The 18459-nt window shown below is 71.1% G+C and carries 24 protein-coding genes; 3 read left to right on the plus strand and 21 right to left on the minus strand.

Annotation, left to right across the window (positions count from 1 at the left end; translation table 11 throughout):
• Positions 1 to 6 precede the first annotated feature (6 nt).
• From lgt to ACZ5WE_RS01530, 10 genes are all read right to left on the minus strand, one after another.
• Complete coding sequence (gene lgt / locus ACZ5WE_RS01485; RefSeq protein ID WP_467689936.1) at positions 7 to 981, minus strand: prolipoprotein diacylglyceryl transferase; 975 nt, start codon at positions 979 to 981, stop codon at positions 7 to 9.
• A gap of 122 nt (positions 982 to 1103) precedes the next feature.
• Positions 1104 to 1880 (minus strand): DsbA family protein, encoded by a 777-nt coding sequence (locus ACZ5WE_RS01490; RefSeq protein ID WP_467689934.1) that lies wholly within the window; start codon positions 1878 to 1880, stop codon positions 1104 to 1106.
• 63 nt (positions 1881 to 1943) lie between these two features.
• The gene (gene trpA / locus ACZ5WE_RS01495; RefSeq protein WP_467689933.1) at positions 1944 to 2759 is read right to left on the minus strand and encodes a tryptophan synthase subunit alpha; all 816 of its coding nucleotides are present in this window, start codon (positions 2757 to 2759) and stop codon (positions 1944 to 1946) included.
• Positions 2756 to 4042, minus strand: coding sequence for a tryptophan synthase subunit beta (trpB, locus tag ACZ5WE_RS01500; protein WP_467689931.1), 1287 nt, complete (start codon positions 4040 to 4042; stop codon positions 2756 to 2758). Before trpB ends, trpA begins: the two co-directional genes overlap by 4 nt.
• Positions 4043 to 4191: 149 nt before the next feature.
• Positions 4192 to 4338, minus strand: a complete 147-nt coding sequence (gene trpM, locus ACZ5WE_RS01505) for a tryptophan biosynthesis modulator TrpM (RefSeq protein WP_199843006.1) — start codon at positions 4336 to 4338, stop codon at positions 4192 to 4194.
• Positions 4339 to 4347: 9 nt separating this feature from the next.
• Entirely contained in the window at positions 4348 to 5157 is an 810-nt protein-coding gene (gene trpC / locus ACZ5WE_RS01510) for an indole-3-glycerol phosphate synthase TrpC (RefSeq protein WP_467689929.1), read from the minus strand.
• A 185-nt stretch (positions 5158 to 5342) separates the two neighbouring features.
• A complete protein-coding gene (locus tag ACZ5WE_RS01515; protein ID WP_467689928.1) occupies positions 5343 to 5786 on the minus strand; it encodes a DUF2752 domain-containing protein in 444 nt (147 codons plus the stop codon).
• A 96-nt stretch (positions 5787 to 5882) separates the two neighbouring features.
• The gene (locus tag ACZ5WE_RS01520) at positions 5883 to 6119 is read right to left on the minus strand and encodes an HGxxPAAW family protein (protein ID WP_467689926.1); all 237 of its coding nucleotides are present in this window, start codon (positions 6117 to 6119) and stop codon (positions 5883 to 5885) included.
• A 102-nt stretch (positions 6120 to 6221) separates the two neighbouring features.
• Entirely contained in the window at positions 6222 to 6917 is a 696-nt protein-coding gene (locus ACZ5WE_RS01525; RefSeq protein WP_467689925.1) for a TIGR02234 family membrane protein, read from the minus strand.
• The gene (locus tag ACZ5WE_RS01530; RefSeq protein ID WP_467689924.1) at positions 6901 to 8403 is read right to left on the minus strand and encodes an anthranilate synthase component I; all 1503 of its coding nucleotides are present in this window, start codon (positions 8401 to 8403) and stop codon (positions 6901 to 6903) included. Before ACZ5WE_RS01530 ends, ACZ5WE_RS01525 begins: the two co-directional genes overlap by 17 nt.
• Positions 8404 to 8481: 78 nt before the next feature.
• Between ACZ5WE_RS01530 and ACZ5WE_RS01535 the strand changes: the two genes are divergently transcribed.
• Positions 8482 to 8946 (plus strand): hypothetical protein, encoded by a 465-nt coding sequence (locus ACZ5WE_RS01535; RefSeq protein ID WP_467689922.1) that lies wholly within the window; start codon positions 8482 to 8484, stop codon positions 8944 to 8946.
• Here the strand turns inward: ACZ5WE_RS01535 and hisI are convergent.
• Positions 8927 to 9307: a phosphoribosyl-AMP cyclohydrolase gene (gene hisI / locus ACZ5WE_RS01540; RefSeq protein WP_467689920.1), complete on the minus strand. Its 381-nt coding sequence runs from the start codon at positions 9305 to 9307 to the stop codon at positions 8927 to 8929. The genes ACZ5WE_RS01535 and hisI overlap by 20 nt on opposite strands.
• An 81-nt stretch (positions 9308 to 9388) precedes the next feature.
• On the opposite strand from hisI, the gene ACZ5WE_RS01545 reads away from it, so the two are divergent.
• Positions 9389 to 10024, plus strand: a complete 636-nt coding sequence (locus tag ACZ5WE_RS01545; RefSeq protein WP_399386066.1) for a TIGR03085 family metal-binding protein — start codon at positions 9389 to 9391, stop codon at positions 10022 to 10024.
• Positions 10024 to 10425, plus strand: a complete 402-nt coding sequence (locus ACZ5WE_RS01550) for a VOC family protein (protein ID WP_467689919.1) — start codon at positions 10024 to 10026, stop codon at positions 10423 to 10425. Before ACZ5WE_RS01545 ends, ACZ5WE_RS01550 begins: the two co-directional genes overlap by 1 nt.
• A gap of 67 nt (positions 10426 to 10492) precedes the next feature.
• Here ACZ5WE_RS01550 and ACZ5WE_RS01555 read toward each other — a convergent pair whose 3' ends face one another.
• The 10 genes from ACZ5WE_RS01555 to hisD all read right to left on the minus strand — a co-directional run bounded on the left by ACZ5WE_RS01555 (position 10493) and on the right by hisD (position 18269).
• The gene (locus ACZ5WE_RS01555; protein ID WP_467689917.1) at positions 10493 to 11743 is read right to left on the minus strand and encodes an MFS transporter; all 1251 of its coding nucleotides are present in this window, start codon (positions 11741 to 11743) and stop codon (positions 10493 to 10495) included.
• Positions 11744 to 11756: 13 nt separating this feature from the next.
• Entirely contained in the window at positions 11757 to 12392 is a 636-nt protein-coding gene (locus tag ACZ5WE_RS01560; RefSeq protein WP_467689915.1) for a helix-turn-helix domain-containing protein, read from the minus strand.
• Between the two features lie 122 nt (positions 12393 to 12514).
• A complete protein-coding gene (gene hisF, locus ACZ5WE_RS01565; protein WP_467689913.1) occupies positions 12515 to 13270 on the minus strand; it encodes an imidazole glycerol phosphate synthase subunit HisF in 756 nt (251 codons plus the stop codon).
• Positions 13267 to 13671 (minus strand): RidA family protein, encoded by a 405-nt coding sequence (locus ACZ5WE_RS01570; protein WP_467689912.1) that lies wholly within the window; start codon positions 13669 to 13671, stop codon positions 13267 to 13269. The genes hisF and ACZ5WE_RS01570 overlap by 4 nt, the downstream gene beginning before the upstream one ends.
• Positions 13668 to 14393 carry a bifunctional 1-(5-phosphoribosyl)-5-((5-phosphoribosylamino)methylideneamino)imidazole-4-carboxamide isomerase/phosphoribosylanthranilate isomerase PriA gene (gene priA, locus ACZ5WE_RS01575; RefSeq protein ID WP_467690361.1) on the minus strand — a complete coding sequence of 242 codons (726 nt, stop codon included), beginning with the start codon at positions 14391 to 14393 and terminating at the stop codon, positions 13668 to 13670. The genes ACZ5WE_RS01570 and priA overlap by 4 nt, the downstream gene beginning before the upstream one ends.
• A gap of 17 nt (positions 14394 to 14410) precedes the next feature.
• Entirely contained in the window at positions 14411 to 15052 is a 642-nt protein-coding gene (gene hisH, locus ACZ5WE_RS01580; protein ID WP_467689910.1) for an imidazole glycerol phosphate synthase subunit HisH, read from the minus strand.
• Between the two features lie 17 nt (positions 15053 to 15069).
• Positions 15070 to 15234 (minus strand): hypothetical protein, encoded by a 165-nt coding sequence (locus ACZ5WE_RS01585; protein WP_202121127.1) that lies wholly within the window; start codon positions 15232 to 15234, stop codon positions 15070 to 15072.
• A 4-nt stretch (positions 15235 to 15238) separates the two neighbouring features.
• Positions 15239 to 15832 carry an imidazoleglycerol-phosphate dehydratase HisB gene (hisB, locus tag ACZ5WE_RS01590; protein WP_135330188.1) on the minus strand — a complete coding sequence of 198 codons (594 nt, stop codon included), beginning with the start codon at positions 15830 to 15832 and terminating at the stop codon, positions 15239 to 15241.
• Positions 15829 to 16950, minus strand: coding sequence for a histidinol-phosphate transaminase (locus tag ACZ5WE_RS01595; RefSeq protein WP_469157272.1), 1122 nt, complete (start codon positions 16948 to 16950; stop codon positions 15829 to 15831). Before ACZ5WE_RS01595 ends, hisB begins: the two co-directional genes overlap by 4 nt.
• The gene (gene hisD, locus ACZ5WE_RS01600; protein WP_467689907.1) at positions 16947 to 18269 is read right to left on the minus strand and encodes a histidinol dehydrogenase; all 1323 of its coding nucleotides are present in this window, start codon (positions 18267 to 18269) and stop codon (positions 16947 to 16949) included. Before hisD ends, ACZ5WE_RS01595 begins: the two co-directional genes overlap by 4 nt.
• Positions 18270 to 18459 lie beyond the last annotated feature (190 nt).

Consider the following 18459-nt stretch of genomic DNA (forward strand, 5'->3'; position numbering starts at 1 on the left):
AGCGCGTCAGCCCTTCTTGGCGGACTCGGCTCCGGCTCCGTCCTTGCCCTTGTCGCCGTCTTCGTCCCTGCCCGTGTCCGTGACCGTGTCAGCGTCCTTGGACAGGTCGGCCTTCGCCTTGTCCTCGTCCTTGGGCGACTCGCCCGGCGAGTCATCCTCGCCGTCCGGCGCGGGCTCGACGATCTCCTCGCGCCCGGGGCGCTTCTTCGCGGAGAGCACGAAGTACACGACAGCGAGCACGAACACCGCGATGGCGGTCCAGACGTTGAGGCGCAGTCCGAGCACGTGGTGCGCGTCGTCGACCCGCATGTACTCGATCCAGCCGCGCCCGGCGCAGTACGAAGCGACGTACAGGGCGAACGCCCGGCCGTGGCCCAGCTTGAAGCGGCGGTCGGCCCAGATGACCAGGAAGCCGACGCCGATGCACCAGAGGGACTCGTAGAGGAACGTCGGGTGGTACGTGCCGGGTACCCGGCCGTCCTCCGCCGAGGTGATCTTCAGCGCCCACGGCAGATCCGTGGCCTTGCCGTACAGCTCCTGGTTGAACCAGTTGCCCCAGCGGCCGATCGCCTGGGCGAAGGCGATGCCGGGAGCGAGGGCGTCGGCCCAGGCCGGCAGCGGGATGCCGCGCCGGCGGCAGCCGATCCAGGCACCGACCGCGCCGAACGCGATCGCGCCCCAGATACCGAGGCCGCCTTCCCAGATCTTGAAGGCGTCCACCCAGTCACGGCCATCGCTGAAGTACAGCTGGTAGTCCGTGATCACGTGGTAGAGACGCCCGCCGACGAGGCCGAACGGCACGGCCCAGACGGAGATGTCGGCCACGGTGCCTGGGCGGCCTCCGCGAGCGATCCACCGCTTGTTGCCGAGCCAGACGGCGACGAAGACGCCGATGATGATGCAGAACGCGTAGCCGCGCAGCGGAATGGGTCCGAGTTCGACCACACCGCGCGACGGGCTGGGAATGAAGGCAAGGTCCATGGCAGGTCCGACGCTACCGTGCCGGGTGGTGCCCAGGGCAACCAGCCCGGCTACGTCTCCATAACAGGGCCGTGTGAGCGGGGCCCGGCTAGAGCCCCGCTCCGAGACGCGGGCGCCCCTCGCTAGCCCCTGGCGGCTTCCTCGACCTTCGCTTTCAGCTTCGCCGGGGTCAGCGGGTTCTTCTCGTCGCCGAAGATGTTCTTGCCGTCGAGCAGCACGCTCGGTGTCCCCCGCAGACCCGCGTCCTGGAAGGCCTTGTTCGACTTCTGGGCCCAGCTGTCGTGCTTGCCGTCGTCCACGCACTTCTTGAAGGAGCCGTTGACGAGCCCGTCCACCTTGCCGGCGAGCTCGATGAGCTTGCTGTTCTTGCTGAACGCGTCGTCCTCCTCCGCGGGCTGGTTCATGAACAGCACGTCGTGGTACGGCGTGAACTTCCCGGCATCCTGGGCGCAGGCCGCGGCGTTGGCCGCGCGCAGGGAGCCGCTGCCGCCCATGTTCCCGTCGATGATCGTCGCCAGGTGATACTCGACCTTGAGCTGGCCCTTGCCGGTGAGCTCATGGATCGTCTTGCGGTACATGTCCTCGAACTGCTTGCAGGCGGGGCAGCGGAAGTCCTCCCAGATCGTGAGGGTGGACTTGGCGCTGTCCTTGCCGACGGGGATGGCGAGCTGGTCCTCGCCGGTCGCCCCCTTGGGGGCGGACAGGGGACCCGAAGTGTCCTTGTCGTCACCCGAGTTGGCGGCGACCAGACCGGCCACGGCGGCGAGCGCGAGCACGCCCACGACGGCGGCGCTCACGATCAACACCCTGCGCCGCTTGTCCCGCCCCTTCTGCCGCTCTCGCTCTTCCGCCAGCCGGTCGCGGGCCGCGCGCTTTCCCTCACGGTTCTTCTCGCTCACACCCCGCCAACGAACCGGGGAGGCACGAGCATGCCTCCCCGGTCCCAGGTCCACCCGTACGAGTTACGCGTTGCCGCGAACTCCCTGGGCGAGATCACTCGCGAGCGTGCGTACGGCGTCCAGTCCTGCCGCCTCGTCCTCGGCGTCCAGCATCCGCTGCACGAACGCCGAGCCGACGATCACGCCGTCGGCGAAGCCGGCGACCTCGGCGGCCTGGCGGGCGTTGGAGACGCCGAGGCCGACGCAGACCGGCAGGTCGGTGGTGGCCTTGGTGCGCCGCACCAGCTCCTGCGCCTGCTCGCCCACGGACTCCCGGGTGCCCGTGACGCCCATCAGGGACGCCGCGTACACGAAGCCGGAACCGGCCGCCGTGATGGTGGCGAGCCGCTCGTCCTTGCTGCTCGGCGCGACGACGAAGACCGTCGCGAGGCCGTGCTTCTCGGCGTGCTCCCTCCACAGGCCCGACTCCTGGACGGGCAGGTCGGGCAGGATGCAGCCTGCGCCGCCCGCCTCGGCGAGCTCGGCGGTGAAACGCTCGACGCCGTAGCGGTCGATGGGGTTCCAGTACGTCATGACGAGCACCGGCTTGCCCGTGGCCGCGTGGGCCTCGCGGACCGTGCGCATCACGTCGGCGATCTTCAGGCCCGCCTTGAGCGCGATGTCGTCGGCGGTCTGGATGACGGGGCCGTCGAGGACCGGGTCACTGTGCGGAAGGCCGACCTCCACGACGTCGGCGCCGCCGTCGAAGACGGCCTTGATGGCGGCGATGCCGCCGTCGACGGTCGGGAACCCGGCCGGGAGGTAGGCGATGAGGGCTGAGCGTCCCTCGGCCCTGGCGGCCGCGAGGGTGTCGTCCAGCAGACTGATGTTGCCGCTCACTTGGCGTCCCCCTCGATCTCCGCGGCGTCGCCGGCCGCGTCCGCCGCGACGGCGGCGTCCGTGTCGTACAGGCCGAAGTAGCGGGCGGCCGTGTCCATGTCCTTGTCGCCGCGGCCGGACAGGTTGATGATCAACAGCCCGTCCTTGCCCAGCTCCTTGCCGATCTCGAGGGCCCCGGCGAGCGCGTGGGCGCTCTCGATGGCCGGGATGATGCCCTCGGTGCGCGACAGGAGGCGCAGGGCCTGCATGGCCGCGTCGTCGGTGACGGCGCGGTACTCGCCGCGACCGCTGTCCTTGAGGTAGGCGTGCTCGGGGCCGATGCCCGGGTAGTCGAGTCCGGCGGAGATCGAGTAGGGCTCGGTGATCTGCCCTTCCTCGTCCTGGAGGACGTACGACCGCGAGCCGTGCAGGATGCCCGGCTCCCCGGCGGTCAGCGTGGCCGCGTGCTCGCCGGTCTCGACGCCGTGGCCCGCGGGCTCGCACCCGATGAGCCGGACCCCGGCGTCCGGGATGAAGGCGTGGAAGAGGCCGATGGCGTTCGAGCCGCCGCCCACGCACGCGACGGCGGCGTCGGGCAGCCGTCCCGCGCGCTCGATGATCTGGCGCCGTGCCTCCACCCCGATGACGCGGTGGAAGTCGCGCACCATGGCGGGGAAGGGGTGCGGGCCCGCCACGGTCCCGAAGAGGTAGTGCGTGCGGTCGACGTTGGCGACCCAGTCGCGGAACGCCTCGTTGATGGCGTCCTTCAGGGTCCTGCTGCCGGACTTCACGGCGATGACCTCGGCGCCGAGCATGCGCATGCGGGCCACGTTCAGGGCCTGGCGCTCGGTGTCGATCTCGCCCATGTAGATGGTGCATTCGAGGCCGAAGAGCGCGCAGGCGGTGGCGGTGGCGACGCCGTGCTGTCCGGCGCCGGTCTCCGCGATGACACGGGTCTTGCCCATGCGCTTGGTGAGCAGGGCCTGGCCGAGCACGTTGTTGATCTTGTGCGAGCCGGTGTGGTTCAGGTCCTCGCGCTTGAGGAAGACGCGCGCGCCACCGGCGTGTTCGGCGAACCGTGGCACTTCGGTGAGGCTGCTGGGGCGGCCGGTGTAGTTGACCAGGAGGTCGTCGAGCTCGCGGGCGAACTCGGGGTCGTTCTTGGCCTTGTCGTACTCGACGGCGACCTCGTCGACGGCGGCGACGAGGGCCTCCGGGATGAATTTGCCGCCGAAGGCGCCGAAGTAGCCTTCGGCGCTGGGGACTTGACCCTCCGGGTCGGGGATGAAGAACTGGCTGGGCATGGCGATACCTCGCTATGGCTGGCGTTGGCGTTGGACATGAGTACGCGTAGCGCCGTTGCTGGTCAGGTTCCGTCGCGACTGCGGCCCGTCCTGGGCTGATCGCGCAGTTCCCCGCGCCCCTTACGGGGCACCTCTCAGCTCGGCGGCGCTCAGGCGCCGCCCTGCCATCGCATCCCAGGGATCTGCCCCGGCTCCGCCCCGATGTGGTACCGCACTCGGCGACCCCGCACACGCCGCGCAGGCGCCCGGCAGCCGCGGGGGCGGCAGCCGGGTGCGAGGCGGGCGAAGGCGGTCATCGGGAGGGGTCAGCTCCGCCCGTGGCGGAGGGCGGGGTGCGCGCCCGCGGCGACCAGGTCGGAGACCGCGCCCTTCGGGTCGCGGCCGGTCACCAGGGACTCGCCCACGAGCACCGCGTCGGCGCCGGCGTTGGCGAACGCGATGAGGTCGTGCGGCCCGCGCACTCCGGACTCGGCGATCTTGACGACGCTGTCCGGCAGCTCGGGCGCGACGCGCTCGAAGGTGGAGCGGTCGACCTTCAGGGTCTTGAGGTCGCGGTTGTTGACGCCGATGACCCGCGCGCCCGCGTCCACGGCCCGCTCGGCCTCGTCCTCGTCGTGCACCTCGACGATCGGCGTGAGGCCGATCGAATGGGCGCGCTCGATGAGTGATTCCAGGGCGGGCTGCTCCAGGGCGGCCACGATCAGCAGGACGAGGTCGGCGCCGTACGCCCTGGCCTCCCACAGCTGGTACGAGGTGACGATGAAGTCCTTGCGGAGCACCGGGATGTCGACCTTGGCCCGGACGGCCTCCAGGTCGGCGAGCGAACCGCCGAAGCGGCGCTCCTCGGTGAGCACGGAGATGACGGCCGCGCCGCCCGCCTCGTAGTCGGCGGCGAGCCCGGCCGGGTCGGCGATCGCGGCGAGCGCGCCCTTGGACGGGCTTGAGCGCTTGACCTCGCAGATGACCTTGACGCCGTCGCCACGCAGCGCGGCGACCCCGTCCTTGGCCGCAGGAGCCTTCGCCGCGCGCTCCTTGAGCTCGTCGAGGCTGACGCGCGCCTGCCGTTCCGCGAGGTCGGCACGGACTCCGTCGATGATCTCGTCGAGCACACTCACGCGAGCGGCCCCCTTCCCTGACGGTGAAGCTGCTGTTTGAACCTCAAGCTGTTCGGCTGCCTCATCAGGCATTTCCGATGGTCACTGCGATGGTATCCGCAGGAGGGCGAAGGCCCCGCATCCGGTTGACGCCAGTCCCACGACCTGGACACCCTGTGGGCCCGCTGCCTGGGCTTTCTCGGCATTCAGGGATGCAGCCATGCCCCGAACGGCAGATTGCGTACGAGGGTGAAAACCGCGATCAGCACCCCGGTCCCGTACAGCTGTGCGGGTCCCAACTCGATCCGCAGCCGTCGTCCGCGAGCCGCGCGGACCGCCCAGAGGGTCCACAGGAGCGCGAAGACACCGAACCCGACGACGGCGAGGGCGTTGGCGCCGAGTGCCGTCGTGAAGTCGCCGTGGACGACGGCGTGGGCGCTGCGCAGTCCGCCGCAGCCGGGGCAGAACACGCCGGTGAGCTGCAGCAGCGGACAGGCGGGGTAGTGGCCGGGCTCGTTCGGGTCGACCGTCCCCACGTAGGCGAAGGCGGCGATCACCGAGGCGAGTACGCCGACGGGCACGGCCAGGCGCCGCAGTGCGGGGCCGACGGCCGGTTCCGCGCTCTCGGATTCAGCGTTCACCCGATGCATTCTGCCCTTCGGCGGCGGCCCGTGCCCGGCAGGGAAACGCGAAAGGAGGCCGCCCCGGCACCTGCCGGGACCGCCTCCCACGTACGTCGGTGAGGCTCAGCCCTCGGAGTGCGCGAGCCGGCCCTGCGGCTGCGACTGCCGGGGCTTCGCGCCGAGACCCGCGGCACGCATGGCCATGCCCACGACGCCGCCGACGGCGATGATGACCATGCCGGCCCAGAAGCCCAGCGGGTTGGCCAACACCATGAAGGCACCCGATACGCAGAAACCGATGAAGGCGATGGTGACACCGGTCCAGGCGGCCGGGGTGTGTCCGTGGCTGCTGCCCGCCATGACTTGCTCCTCGTTGCTGTATGCGTGGTGGTGATGCGTGGGGTGAGCCGAACGCTCACCGCTCCATTGTCCCGTACGCGGGCGGGTGCCCTGAGCGCGGGGTCATGCCTCGCGCGTCGGGTCCTCGCCGCGGTCGAGGGCCTTCCAGAGGTCTTCGGGCCGGTCCGGGTCGACCTTGGGCGGCGCCTTGCGCGGGCGCGGGGCGCCGTCGCGTTCGTAGCGTCCCGACATCGCGGGCCAGGACCTGCCGTACGTCAGGGCGAGAAGACCGGCGATCAGGATCAGCGCGCCCGCGGCCGCCGCGGCGTACGGCCAGGCCGTGTGGCTGAGATCACCGATTGTGGCGGCGGTGTCGCCGGAGGCCTCTGCGGCCTTCTCGTCGAGGGCGCCGCTGTCGTTCGCGGCGAGGAGGGCGGAGGCCACCGTGCCCGCGCCGCTCAGCGCGAGCAGCAGCGAGACGAGCATCCGCCCGGCCCTGCGGACGGCGAAGACGGCGACGAGCGCGGCGAGCCCCACTATCGCCAGGGCCGCGGGCACGCCCGTGACATCGCTGCCCGTGGCGCTGAGCGGCAGTTCGCCGCCCGCCACCGAAGCAGTGCCCTTCGCCCAGGTCTGGCGGGAGGCGAGCAGCGCGAGGGCCGCGCCGACCGCGCCGAACAGCAGAGCGACGGCGATGCTGCGCCGGCCGCTGCGCTGGGCCCGGGTCTCGGGCTCGGCGTCGGCATCGGCGGCGTCGGCGGCCTGGGTGCGGGGCGGAGGTACGGCAGAAGTCACCCCTCCACTATCCCTCACGTCCATCGGGGCCCCGCAGCCGGTTCGCCGTGTGGATGGCCCGCAGGACCGCCGCCGCCTTGTTGCGGCACTCGGTGTCCTCGGCCACCGGATCGGAGTCGGCGACGACCCCCGCTCCGGCCTGGACGTATGCCGTGCCCTCGCGCAGCAGCGCGGTGCGGATGGCGATGGCGGTGTCGGAGTCGCCCGCGAAGTCGAGATATCCGACACATCCGCCGTACAGGCCGCGCCGGGAGGGCTCGAGCTCGTCGATGATCTGCATCGCGCGGGGCTTGGGGGCGCCGGAGAGGGTGCCCGCGGGGAAGCAGGCGGTGAGGACGTCGTAGGCGGTGCGGCCGTCGGCGACCTGTCCGGTGACCGTCGACACGATGTGCATGACGTGGGAGTAGCGCTCGATGGACATGAAGTCGACGACCTCGACCGAGCCGGGCTCGCAGACCCGTCCCAGGTCGTTGCGGCCCAGGTCGACGAGCATCAGGTGCTCGGCCCGCTCCTTGGGGTCGGCGAGCAGCTCGTCGGCGAGCGCCTGGTCCTCCTGCGGGGTGGCGCCGCGCGGCCGGGTGCCCGCGATGGGGTGCACCATGGCACGCCCGTCCTCGACCTTGACGAGGGCTTCGGGGGACGAGCCGACCACGTCGAAGCCGTCGAAGCGGAAGAGGTACATGTACGGCGACGGGTTGGTGGCCCGCAGGACGCGGTAGACGTCCAACGCGCTTGCTTCACACGGGGTTTCGAAGCGCTGCGAGGGGACGACCTGGAAGGCCTCGCCCGCGCGGATGCGCTCCTTGATGTCCTCGACGGCTTCCTGGTACTGCTCGCCGCCCCACAGCGCGGTGTACTCGGGCAGCTCGGACGGCGGGAGGGCGGCCGGGGGCTGGGAGACGGCCCGCGACAGGTCGGCCTCCATGGCGTCGAGCCGGGCGACCGCGTCGGCGTACGCCTCGTCCACGCCCGTCTCAAGGTCGTTGTGATTGATCGCGTTGGCGATGAGCAGCACGGAACCGTCCCAGTGATCGAGGACGGCGAGGTCGCTGGTGAGCAGCATGGTCAGCTCGGGCAGCTTGAGGTCGTCCCGCTCGCCGGGGCCGATCTTCTCCAGGCGCCGCACGATGTCGTAGCCGAGGTATCCGACCATGCCGCCGGTGAAGGGCGGCATCCCGGAGGCGAGGTCGCGCGGGGTGTGCAGGGCCTCGACCGTGGCGCGCAGTGCTGCGAGCGGGTCACCGGACGTGGGGACGCCGACGGGCGGGGTGCCCAGCCAGTGGGCCTCGCCGTCGCGGGTGGTGAGGGTGCCTGCGCTGCGGACGCCCACGAAGGAGTAGCGAGACCAGGAGCGGCCGTTCTCCGCGGACTCCAGGAGGAACGTGCCGGGCCGCTCTGCGGCGAGCTTGCGGTAGAGCCCGACGGGAGTGTCGCCGTCCGCGAGGAGCCTGCGGCTGACGGGGATCACTCGGCGGTCGCTCGCGAGCTTGCGGAAGGTCTCGAGATCCATGGGAGGAGCTTACGGCCGTGCGGGTGGCGGACGGTGTCGCGGGACGGCAGCGGGAACCTCTGCGGCTAGAACGGGAGGATGACCAACCGCCGTATGCTGCCCGCCTTCGCCCTCCTCCTCGCTTCGACCGCGTTCGCGGCGGCCGCCCCCGAGCCCGTCGTGTGGCCCGCGCCCAAGGACGTGCCCGAGCGGGTCCGGGCCGCGGGCCTGGAGATGCTCGACTCCGAGGCGATGGACATGCACATCCACACCACCCTGAAGGTGACTTCCGGGGGCAGCCCCGTCACGGTCCCGGCGGACATCGGCATCGACCGCTCGGGTCCGAAGCCCCGCTACAGCCCGCTGCACACCCACGACACCACCGGCACCCTGCATGTGGAGTCGGAGGAGTGGCGGGACTTCACCCTGGGTCAGTTCATGACCGAGTGGGGTGTGAGCGGCGTACGGGAGAAGTGCGACGCCGACGTGGCCGGGCGACGCTGGGCCGATCCGACCCGCATCGTGCTGCGGGACGGCGAGACGATCACGCTTCGGTGCCGGTGAAGGTGACCGGGAGCGAGTCGGAGTCGAAGCACGTGCGGGTGCCGGTGTGACAGGCGGCGCCGATCTGGTCGACCTGGACCAGGACGGTGTCCGCGTCGCAGTCGAGTGCCACGGACTTCACGTACTGGAAGTGGCCTGACGTGTCGCCCTTGACCCAGTACTCCTGACGGCTGCGCGACCAGTACGTGCAGCGCCCCGTGGTGAGCGTGCGGTGCAGGGCCTCGTCGTCCATCCAGCCCATCATCAGCACCTCGCCGGTGTCGTACTGCTGGGCGATCGCGGGGACGAGGCCGTCCGCGCCGCGCTTGAGGCGGGCGGCGATGTCGGGGTCCAGGCTGCTGGGCGGGGGCGTGGCGGTCATGGGGCCATTGTGCCGCGCTCCGGAGCCTCGGCGGGCCGCGTCCACTGGGCGGACTCCGTACCGAGTCGTAGGCTGGGTGGCATGTCGACCCATGCCAAGCGTGAACGACTTCTCCTCGCCGATCTGTTGGAGGCGGAGGGCCCTGACGCCCCCACTCTCTGCGAGGGCTGGAACACCCGTGATCTCGCGGCCCATGTGGTGGTCCGCGAGCGCCGGGCGGACGCCGCGGGCGGGCTGCTGATCAAGCAGCTGGCCTCGCGCCTGGAGCGTGTGCAGGCCGAGTTCGCCGCGAAGCCGTACGAGGAACTGATCCAGCTGATCAGGACCGGTCCGCCGCGCTTCTCCCCCTTCTCCCTCAAGCAGATCGACGAGGCGTCGAACGCCGTCGAGTTCTACGTCCACACCGAGGACGTGCGCCGTGCCCGGCCCGACTGGACGCCGCGCGAGCTCGACCCGGTCTTCTCGGACACCCTGTGGTCGCGCCTGGAGCGGATGGCCCGCCTGGTGGGCCGCAAGGCTCCGGTGGGCGTGGTCCTGCGCCGCCCGGACGGCCAGACGGCGGTCGCCCATCGCGGCACGCCCGTGGTGACGGTGACCGGAGAGCCGTCCGAACTGGTGATGTTCGCGCACGGCCGGCAGGACGCGGCCAACGTCGAACTGGACGGTGACAAGGACGCGATCGCCCGACTGCACGAGACGAAGCAACTGGGCATCTGATGATCAGGGTCTCGATGACCGGGGTGTACGTGGACGATGTGGCCAAGGCACACGCCTTCTACACGGACGTACTGGGCTTCGAGACCCGGCATCACGTGGTGCCGACCGGCGGGACGCCCTTCGTCACGGTCGGGGCGGCGGGCGGTCACGGAGACGTGGAGCTGCTCCTCGAACCGGGCGAGGGCCCCATCGCGGAGCCCTATCACAAGGCCCTGCACGAGGCGGGCATCCCGTGCATCGTGCTCGGGGTGGACGACATCCGAGCAGAGCACGAGCGGCTCCTCGCCCTGGGAGTTCGGTTCGCCCACGGCCCTGAGAAGCAGGGGCCGGTGATCACCGCGGTGCTGGACGACACGGTGGGGAATCTGGTCCAGCTGATGCAGGACGCGTCCGCGAACTAGCGGCGACCTCCCTCCGGGCGGGCGCGGGAGCTGGGGTCCAGGGTCCCGCCAGTCGGGTGCGGGCGGGTCAGTGGGGTAGTTCCGCTGCTCGGAGTCCGCGGGAGCTGAGGCCGTAGGCGCCGGCCAGGGCGCATGTCGTCGCGCTTGCGGTGAACACCGGTGCCGTCCCCCACGCCCCCACCGCCACGCCCGTCAGCGGATACGTCAGCGGGGCCACACCCAGGCTGAAGACGCTGAACGCCGAGGTCACCCGGCCCACGTACGCCGGGGCGGCCTCCGTCTGTGCCAGCGCCGCAGTCAGCGCTCCCGTCAGGCCGATCAGCAACCCCACCAGTAACGCCACCCCCATGGCGGCCCAGAGGCCGGGCACGTACGCGATGGCGCCCACGCCCACCGCTCCGACGAGGCACGTCACCGACAGCACGAGGCCGGCCCTCGGCACCCGCCCCCGCACCGTCAGGAACAGCGCCGACACCCCGGCGCCCGTCCCGAACCCGGCAAGCACCAGGCCCACCCCCGACGCGCCCCACCCCCGCTCGTCGGCCAGCATGGTGAGCCCGATGTTGAGGGGCCCGACGAATCCCAGGTCCGCCAGAGCGACGACCAGCGTCAGGGGCGCGAGCACGCGGTGCCCGCGGATGTAGCGCAGCCCGTCGCCGAGGTCGCCCCACGCGGTCCGCCCGCCCGCGGTGTCGTCGGCCGGCAGCTCCCTCACCCGCAGGGAGATCAGCAGCGGCAGCGACACCGCGAACAGCGCCCCCGCGATGCCGAAGGCGGCCGCGGAGCCGCCGAGCGCGACCCCAAGACCCCCCAGCGGGGCACCCACGACGTTGGCGAGCCGGACCACCAGACCCCGCATCCCCTGCACCCTCGCCAGCTGACCGCGGCCCGTGATGCGGGCGGGCAGCGCGCCGACGGCAGGCATGAACAGCGCGTCGACCGTCCCGAAGACCAGCCCGAGCACGGCGAGCAGCCACACCCCGGGGCTCATCACGACCAGCAGCCCCGCCACCGCGAACACCGCCGCGCACCGCACCGCGTCGCCGCCGATGACCACCCTGCGCGGGCCGAAGCGGTCGGCGACGACTCCCCCGCCCAGCATCAGAAGCGCGCGCGGCACCGCGCTCACGGCCATCACCAGGCCTGCCTGCGCGGGGCCCCCGGCCCGGACGGCGGCCCAGGACAGGGCGAGGAAGTAGACGTTGTCGCCGACCGCGGACGCGCTGTACGCACCGAGCCAGCGCAGGACGTTGCCGTCCCGGTGCGCGGGCTTCTCGGAGGTGGGAGCCGGAGCCGTACGTATGCCGGTGGTGGTCATGGGAGCAGGCCTCTCAGAGCCGGAAAGGAAAGCTGGCCAGGTGCACGGCGACGTTCTCGCGCCCCTCGGTGTCGCCCGCCGCCTCCGCGGCCTTGCCCTGCTTCTCGTACGTCTTGACCAGGGCGTGGATCTGGGCGTTGAGGCGGGTGAGTTCGGCGGGGTTCAGGCGGGCGAGGAAGTCCGACTGGTCCGCGGCCATGCGCCACTCGGCGCCCCACGCGGCCTGTTGGGCGAGGTAGGTCTCGTACTGCTCCCGGCGATACGAGATCAGGCTCCGCACGACGGCCGCATGCGTGGCTGCCCCCTCCGGTGAGTCCTTGAAGTCCTCGTGCCGGAAGCTCAGGGTCGCCTGCGCCGCCTGCCACCACCGCTCCCGCGCGTCCTCGCTCTGCACGTCGGCCTCCTGGATGAGGCCGTGCTCGGCGAGCTTGCGCAGGTGGTAGCTGACCAGCGAGACCGCCTCGTCGACCTGGGAGGCGAGCTGGGATGCCGTCGAGGGGCCCGACACCCGCAGAGCGCCGTAGACCCTCAGGCGCAACGGATGCCCCAGGGCCTTGAGCGTGCCGAGGTCGGTGATCCGGCGGGTCTCGCCTGACTGCTGATGGTCGCCCGACTTCTGCTGGTCGTCTGACTTCTGCTGGTCGTCCATGCCTCGACCGTAGGTACGAAAGAAAAGTTGCGCAATATAAACTGCGCAATTTTTCCTTCCCATCTGGGCGGCGAGAAGCCCCGGCCACCAGGTGACCGGGGCTCAACGCACGAAGGAACCCCTCAGCGAACCGGCTGCCCCGCCCCCCGCAGCGTGTCCTTCACCTCGCCGATCCGCAGATCCCCGAAGTGGAAGACCGACGCGGCGAGCACCGCGTCCGCGCCCGCCTCGATCGCCGGCGGGAAGTGGTCCAGGCGGCCCGCGCCGCCGGACGCGATGACCGGGACGGTGACGTGGCGCCGTACCGCCGCGATCATCTCGATGTCGTAGCCGTCCTTGGTGCCGTCCGCGTCCATCGAGTTGAGGAGGATCTCCCCCGCGCCGAGCTCCGCCGCCCGGTGCGCCCACTCGACGGCGTCGATCCCGGCGGACCTGCGGCCGCCGTGGGTCGTCACCTCGAAGCTCCCGGAGGCGGTCCGCCTCGCGTCCACCGACAGGACGAGCACCTGCCGCCCGAACCGCTCCGCGATCTCGCGGATCAGCTCCGGGCGTGCGATGGCGGCCGTGTTCACGCCCACCTTGTCCGCGCCGGCCCGCAGAAGCTTGTCGACGTCCTCGGCGGTACGGACGCCGCCGCCCACCGTGAGGGGGATGAAGACCTGCTCGGCGGTGCGGCGGACCACGTCGTACGTCGTCTCGCGGTTGCCCGACGACGCCGTGATGTCCAGGAACGTCAGTTCGTCGGCGCCTTCGGCGTCGTAGACCTTGGCCATCTCGACGGGGTCGCCCGCGTCGCGCAGGTTCTGGAAGTTGACGCCCTTGACGACCCGGCCGTTGTCCACGTCCAGGCAAGGGATGACTCGCACGGAGAGCGTCATTCCGCACCTGCCGCGGGCCGGTAGGCCTCCACCTCGACCTCGACGACCAGACTCGGGTCGACGAAACCGGAGACGATGATCATCGACGCGGCGGGGCGGACGTCGTCGAAGAGCTCCTTGTGGGCCCGGCCGACCTCCTCCACGTCCCGTGCGTGGGTCAGATACATGCGGGTCCGTACGACGTGCTCCCGGCCGAGGCCCAGCTGCTTCAGGGACTCGACGGCGACGTGGAAGGCGTTGGCCGCCTGCTCGTAGGGGGTACCGGCTTCTATGGCGCCGTTCACCACCGAGGTGCAGCCCGACACCAGGACGAGCCCGTTGGGCAGCTCGACCGCGCGGGAGTAGCCGATGGCCTCCTCCCACGGACCGCCCGAGCTCACCCTGCGGACGATGTCACTCACGACGCCACCGCCGCGAGGGCCTCTTCGAGCGTGAAGGCCTTCGCGTACAGCGCCTTGCCGACGATCGAGCCCTCGACGCCCAGCGGGACCAGTTCGGCGATCGCGCGCAGGTCGTCCAGGGACGAGACGCCGCCCGACGCGACCACCGGGCGGTCCGTCGCCGCGCAGACGTTGCGCAGGAGCTCCAGGTTCGGGCCCTGCAGCGTGCCGTCCTTGGCGATGTCGGTGACGACATAGCGGGCGCAGCCCTCGGAGTCGAGGCGCTCCAGGGTCTCGTAGAGGTCGCCGCCGTCGCGGGTCCAGCCGCGGCCGCGCAGGGTCGTGCCGCGTACGTCGAGGCCCACCGCGATCTTGTCGCCGTGCGACGCGATGACCTTGGCGACCCACTCCGGGGTCTCCAGGGCGGCCGTACCGAGGTTCACGCGCCTGCAGCCGGTGGCGAGCGCGGCCTCCAGGGACGCGTCGTCGCGGATGCCGCCGGACAGCTCGACCTTGATGTCCATGGCGCCCGCGACCTCGGCGATGAGCGCGCGGTTGTCGCCGGTGCCGAACGCGGCGTCCAGGTCGACCAGGTGCAGCCACTCGGCGCCCGACCGCTGCCAGGACAGGGCGGCCTCGAGGGGGGAGCCGTAGGAGGTCTCCGAGCCGGACTCGCCGTGGACGAGGCGTACGGCCTGGCCGTCGCGGACGTCGACGGCGGGGAGGAGTTCGAGCTTGCTCACAGAGGTCCCTGACATTCCTAGAGGGTTCCGATCCAGTTGGTGAGGAGCTGGGCGCCGGCGTCGCCGGACTTCTCGGGGTGGAACTGCGTGGCCCACAGCGCGCCGTTCTCGACAGCGGCCACGAACGGCTCGCCGTGCGTGGTCCAGGCGACCTTGGGCGCCCGGAAGGCGGGGTTGCCCGCCTCGAAGTCCCAGTGGTGCACGGCGTACGAGTGCACGAAGTAGTAGCGGGCCTCGGCGTCCAGGCCCGCGAACAGCTGGGAGCCCTCGGGCGCATCAACCGTGTTCCAGCCCATGTGCGGGACGATGTCGGCCTTGAGCGGCTCGACGGTGCCGGGCCACTCGTCGAGGCCCTCGGCCTCCACGTCGTGCTCGATGCCGCGCGCGAAGAGGATCTGCATGCCGACGCAGATGCCCATCACGGGACGGCCGCCCGCGAGCCTGCGGCCCACGATCCAGTCGCCGCGCGCCTCCTTGAGCCCCTGCATGCAGGCGGCGAAGGCGCCCACACCGGGGACGAGGAGACCATCGGCGTTCATGGCCGTGTCGTAGTCACGGGTTATCTCGACGTCCGCGCCCGCGCGCGCGAGTGCACGCTCGGCGGAACGGACGTTCCCGAAGCCGTAGTCGAAGACGACGACCTTCTTGGGAGCGGTCATACGTGGATCAGCTCCCCTCAGTTCCAGTAGTCGAGCCGCATGACACCCGCGACGATGCACATGGCCGCGCCGATGGAGAGCAGCGTGATCAGGCTCTTGGGCATCCCCTGCTTGACGAAGGAGATGATGCCGCCGATCAGGAAGAGACCCACGACGATGAGGATGGTGTTGAGACCGGTCATGGCTTTACAGCGCGCCCTTCGTGGAGGGGAGGATCCCGGCGGCGCGCGGGTCACGCTCGGAGGCGTAACGCAGCGCGCGGGCCAGGGCCTTGAACTGGCACTCCACGATGTGGTGGGCGTTGCGGCCGTAGGGCACGTGCACGTGCAGGGCGATCTGGGCCTGCGCGACGAAGGACTCCAGGATGTGCCGGGTCATCGTCGTGTCGTACGTGCCGATCATCGGCGCCATCGTCTCGGGCTCGGTGTGCACGAGGTACGGGCGGCCGCTCAGGTCGACGGTCACCTGGGCCAGCGACTCGTCCAGCGGGACCGTGCAGTTGCCGAAGCGGTAGATGCCGACCTTGTCGCCGAGCGCCTGCTTGAAGGCGGCGCCCAGGGCGAGGGCGGTGTCCTCGATGGTGTGGTGCGTGTCGATGTGCAGGTCGCCCTCGGTCTTGACCGTGAGGTCGAAGAGGCCGTGGCGGCCGAGCTGGTCGAGCATGTGGTCGTAGAAACCGACACCCGTCGACACCTCGACCTTGCCGGTGCCGTCGAGATCGATCTCGACGAGGACCGACGTCTCCTTCGTGGTCCGTTCGACCCGTCCAACCCGGCTCATGCCTGCTGCTCCTTCTTCAGTTCGCGTACCGCATCGAGGAACGCGTCGTTCTCTTCGGGGGTTCCGGCGCTGACCCGCAGCCAGCCGGGCACCCCGTTGTCCCGGACCAGGACGCCCCGGTCGAGGATCCGCTGCCAGACCGCGTGGGCGGCCCCTTCGCCCTCGAACCGCCCGAACTGGACGAAGTTGGCGTCGGAGTCGGTCACTTCGTAGCCGATCGCGCGCAGCTCGCTCACCAGCCGGTCGCGCTCCTGCTTCAGCTGCTCGACGTACTTCAGGAGCGTGTCGGTGTGCTCCAGGGCGGCGAGCGCGGTGGCCTGTGTGACGGCCGACAAGTGATACGGCAGGCGCACGAGCTGTACGGCGTCGACGACCGCCGGGTCGGCTGCGAGGTAGCCGAGGCGGAGCCCGGCCGCGCCGAAGGCCTTCGACATGGTGCGCGAGATGACGAGGTTCTGCCGACCCGCGAGGAGCGGGAGCAGCGAGTCTTTGTGGCTGAACTCCACGTACGCCTCGTCCACGACCACCATCGACGGCTTGGCGGCCTGCGCGGCTTCGTAGAGCGCGATCACCGTGTCGGCCGAGACGGCGTTGCCCGTGGGGTTGTTGGGCGTGGTGATGAAGACGACGTCCGGCTGGTTCTCGGCGATGGCCTTCGCCGCCGCGTCGGCGTCGATGGTGAAGCCCTCGCCGCGGGGGCCCGAGATCCAGCCCGTGCCGGTGCCGCGCGCGATGAGGCCGTGCATCGAGTACGAGGGCTCGAAGCCGATGGCGGTGCGTCCGGGCCCGCCGAAGGTCTGCAGGAGCTGCTGGATGACTTCGTTCGAGCCGTTGGCCGCCCAGACGTTGGCCAGGGTGACCTCGTGGCCGCCGGTGTTCGTGAGGTAGCGGGCGAGCTCGGTGCGCAGCTCGACCGCGTCGCGGTCGGGGTAGCGGTTGAGGTCGCGGGCCGCCTCGCGGACGCGCTCGGCGATGCGCTCGACGAGCGGCTCGGGGAGCGGGTACGGGTTCTCGTTCGTGTTCAGGCGTACGGGGACGTCGAGCTGGGGGGCGCCGTAGGGGGACTTGCCGCGCAGTTCGTCGCGTACGGGAAGGTCGTCGATCCGGGTTGTCGTCACTTGGTCGGCACCTTCCATCCGAAGCGCGCCTTGACGGCCGCACCGTGCGCCGGCAGATCCTCGGCCTCGGCGAGCGTCACCACGTGCTGGGCCACGTCGGCGAGCGCGTCGCGGGTGTAGTCGACGATGTGGATGCCGCGCAGGAACGACTGGACGGACAGGCCCGAGGAGTGGCAGGCGCAGCCGCCCGTCGGCAGGACGTGGTTGGAGCCCGCGCAGTAGTCGCCGAGGGAGACGGGGGCCCAGGGGCCGACGAAGATCGCGCCCGCGTTCTTGACGCGCTCCGCGACGGCGGCGGCGTCCGCGGTCTGGATCTCCAGGTGCTCGGCGCCGTACGCGTCGACGACGCGCAGGCCCTCCTTCAGGCCGTCGACCAGGACGATCGCGGACTGCCTGCCCGCCAGGGCGGGGACGATCCGGTCCTCGACGTGCTTGGTCGCCGCGACCTGCGGTTCCAGCTCCTTGGCGACCGCGTCGGCCAGGGCCACGGAGTCGGTGACGAGGACGGCGGCGGCGAGCGGGTCGTGCTCGGCCTGGCTGATCAGGTCGGACGCGACGTGCACGGCGTCGGCCGTGTCGTCGGCGAGGACCGCGATCTCGGTCGGGCCGGCTTCGGTGTCGATGCCGATGCGTCCGGTGAAGTAGCGCTTGGCGGCGGCGACCCAGATGTTGCCGGGTCCGGTGACCATGTTGGCCGGGGCGCAGGTCTCGGTGCCGTACGCGAACATCGCGACGGCCTGGGCGCCGCCGACCGCGTACACCTCGTCGATGCCGAGGAGGGCGCAGGCCGCGAGGATCGTCGGGTGCGGAAGGCCGTCGAAGTCGCTCTGCGGCGGGGACGCGAGCGCCATCGACTCGACGCCCGCCTCCTGGGCAGGGACGGCGTTCATGATCACGGAGGACGGGTAGACCGAGCGGCCACCGGGCGCGTACAGACCGACGCGCTCGACGGGCACCCACTTCTCGGTGACCGAGCCGCCGGGGACGACCTGGGTGGTGTGCGGGGCGCGGCGCTGCTCGCGGTGGACGATGCGGGCGCGGCGGATCGACTCCTCGAGCGCCTCGCGCACGAGCGGGTCGAGACCGGCCAGGGCATCGGCGATGGCGGTCGCGGGGACGCGGACCTGCGTCAGCCGTACCCCGTCGAACTTCTCCGCGTATTCGATCAGCGCCGCGTCGCCACGATGATGCACGTCCTCGCAGATGGGCCGCACCTTCTCCAGGGCGGCCGCGACGTCGAAGTCGGCACGGGGCAGCAGGGCGCGCAGGGCGGGGCCCTCAGGGAGGGCGTCGCCGCGCAGATCGATTCGGGAGATCACATGGCCAATTCTCTCAGACCCTGATTCCGGTCCGGACGCCGTATCACTGGCTGATATAGATCCCGGGAGACGACGTTCACCACTAGCGTTCAGCCCGTCACCGAGCGGGCATGAAACAGGTGTACGAGACATAGGCGCATCGCGGTACGAGAACGCGTACGGGATGGCAGTACGGGGAGGACAACAGCAG

The organism is Streptomyces sp. NPDC033180 (assembly GCF_055577645.1).

What these genes read in the sequence shown, in the direction of transcription:
- ACZ5WE_RS01525 (WP_467689925.1), bottom strand. Translation starts at nt 6,917, where the DNA reads ATGGACGTGAGGGATAGTGGAGGGGTGACTTCTGCCGTACCTCCGCCC.
- ACZ5WE_RS01520 (WP_467689926.1), bottom strand. Translation starts at nt 6,119, where the DNA reads ATGGCGGGCAGCAGCCACGGACACACCCCGGCCGCCTGGACCGGTGTC.
- ACZ5WE_RS01555 (WP_467689917.1), bottom strand. Translation starts at nt 11,743, where the DNA reads ATGACCACCACCGGCATACGTACGGCTCCGGCTCCCACCTCCGAGAAG.
- ACZ5WE_RS01545 (WP_399386066.1), top strand. Translation starts at nt 9,389, where the DNA reads ATGTCGACCCATGCCAAGCGTGAACGACTTCTCCTCGCCGATCTGTTG.
- ACZ5WE_RS01530 (WP_467689924.1), bottom strand. Translation starts at nt 8,403, where the DNA reads ATGGATCTCGAGACCTTCCGCAAGCTCGCGAGCGACCGCCGAGTGATC.
- ACZ5WE_RS01550 (WP_467689919.1), top strand. Translation starts at nt 10,024, where the DNA reads ATGATCAGGGTCTCGATGACCGGGGTGTACGTGGACGATGTGGCCAAG.
- trpB (WP_467689931.1), bottom strand. Translation starts at nt 4,042, where the DNA reads ATGCCCAGCCAGTTCTTCATCCCCGACCCGGAGGGTCAAGTCCCCAGC.
- lgt (WP_467689936.1), bottom strand. Translation starts at nt 981, where the DNA reads ATGGACCTTGCCTTCATTCCCAGCCCGTCGCGCGGTGTGGTCGAACTC.
- hisI (WP_467689920.1), bottom strand. Translation starts at nt 9,307, where the DNA reads ATGACCGCCACGCCCCCGCCCAGCAGCCTGGACCCCGACATCGCCGCC.
- hisF (WP_467689913.1), bottom strand. Translation starts at nt 13,270, where the DNA reads ATGACGCTCTCCGTGCGAGTCATCCCTTGCCTGGACGTGGACAACGGC.
- ACZ5WE_RS01560 (WP_467689915.1), bottom strand. Translation starts at nt 12,392, where the DNA reads ATGGACGACCAGCAGAAGTCAGACGACCAGCAGAAGTCGGGCGACCAT.
- ACZ5WE_RS01515 (WP_467689928.1), bottom strand. Translation starts at nt 5,786, where the DNA reads ATGCATCGGGTGAACGCTGAATCCGAGAGCGCGGAACCGGCCGTCGGC.
- hisB (WP_135330188.1), bottom strand. Translation starts at nt 15,832, where the DNA reads ATGAGCCGGGTTGGACGGGTCGAACGGACCACGAAGGAGACGTCGGTC.
- ACZ5WE_RS01585 (WP_202121127.1), bottom strand. Translation starts at nt 15,234, where the DNA reads ATGACCGGTCTCAACACCATCCTCATCGTCGTGGGTCTCTTCCTGATC.
- ACZ5WE_RS01535 (WP_467689922.1), top strand. Translation starts at nt 8,482, where the DNA reads ATGACCAACCGCCGTATGCTGCCCGCCTTCGCCCTCCTCCTCGCTTCG.
- trpM (WP_199843006.1), bottom strand. Translation starts at nt 4,338, where the DNA reads ATGACCGCCTTCGCCCGCCTCGCACCCGGCTGCCGCCCCCGCGGCTGC.
- hisH (WP_467689910.1), bottom strand. Translation starts at nt 15,052, where the DNA reads ATGACCGCTCCCAAGAAGGTCGTCGTCTTCGACTACGGCTTCGGGAAC.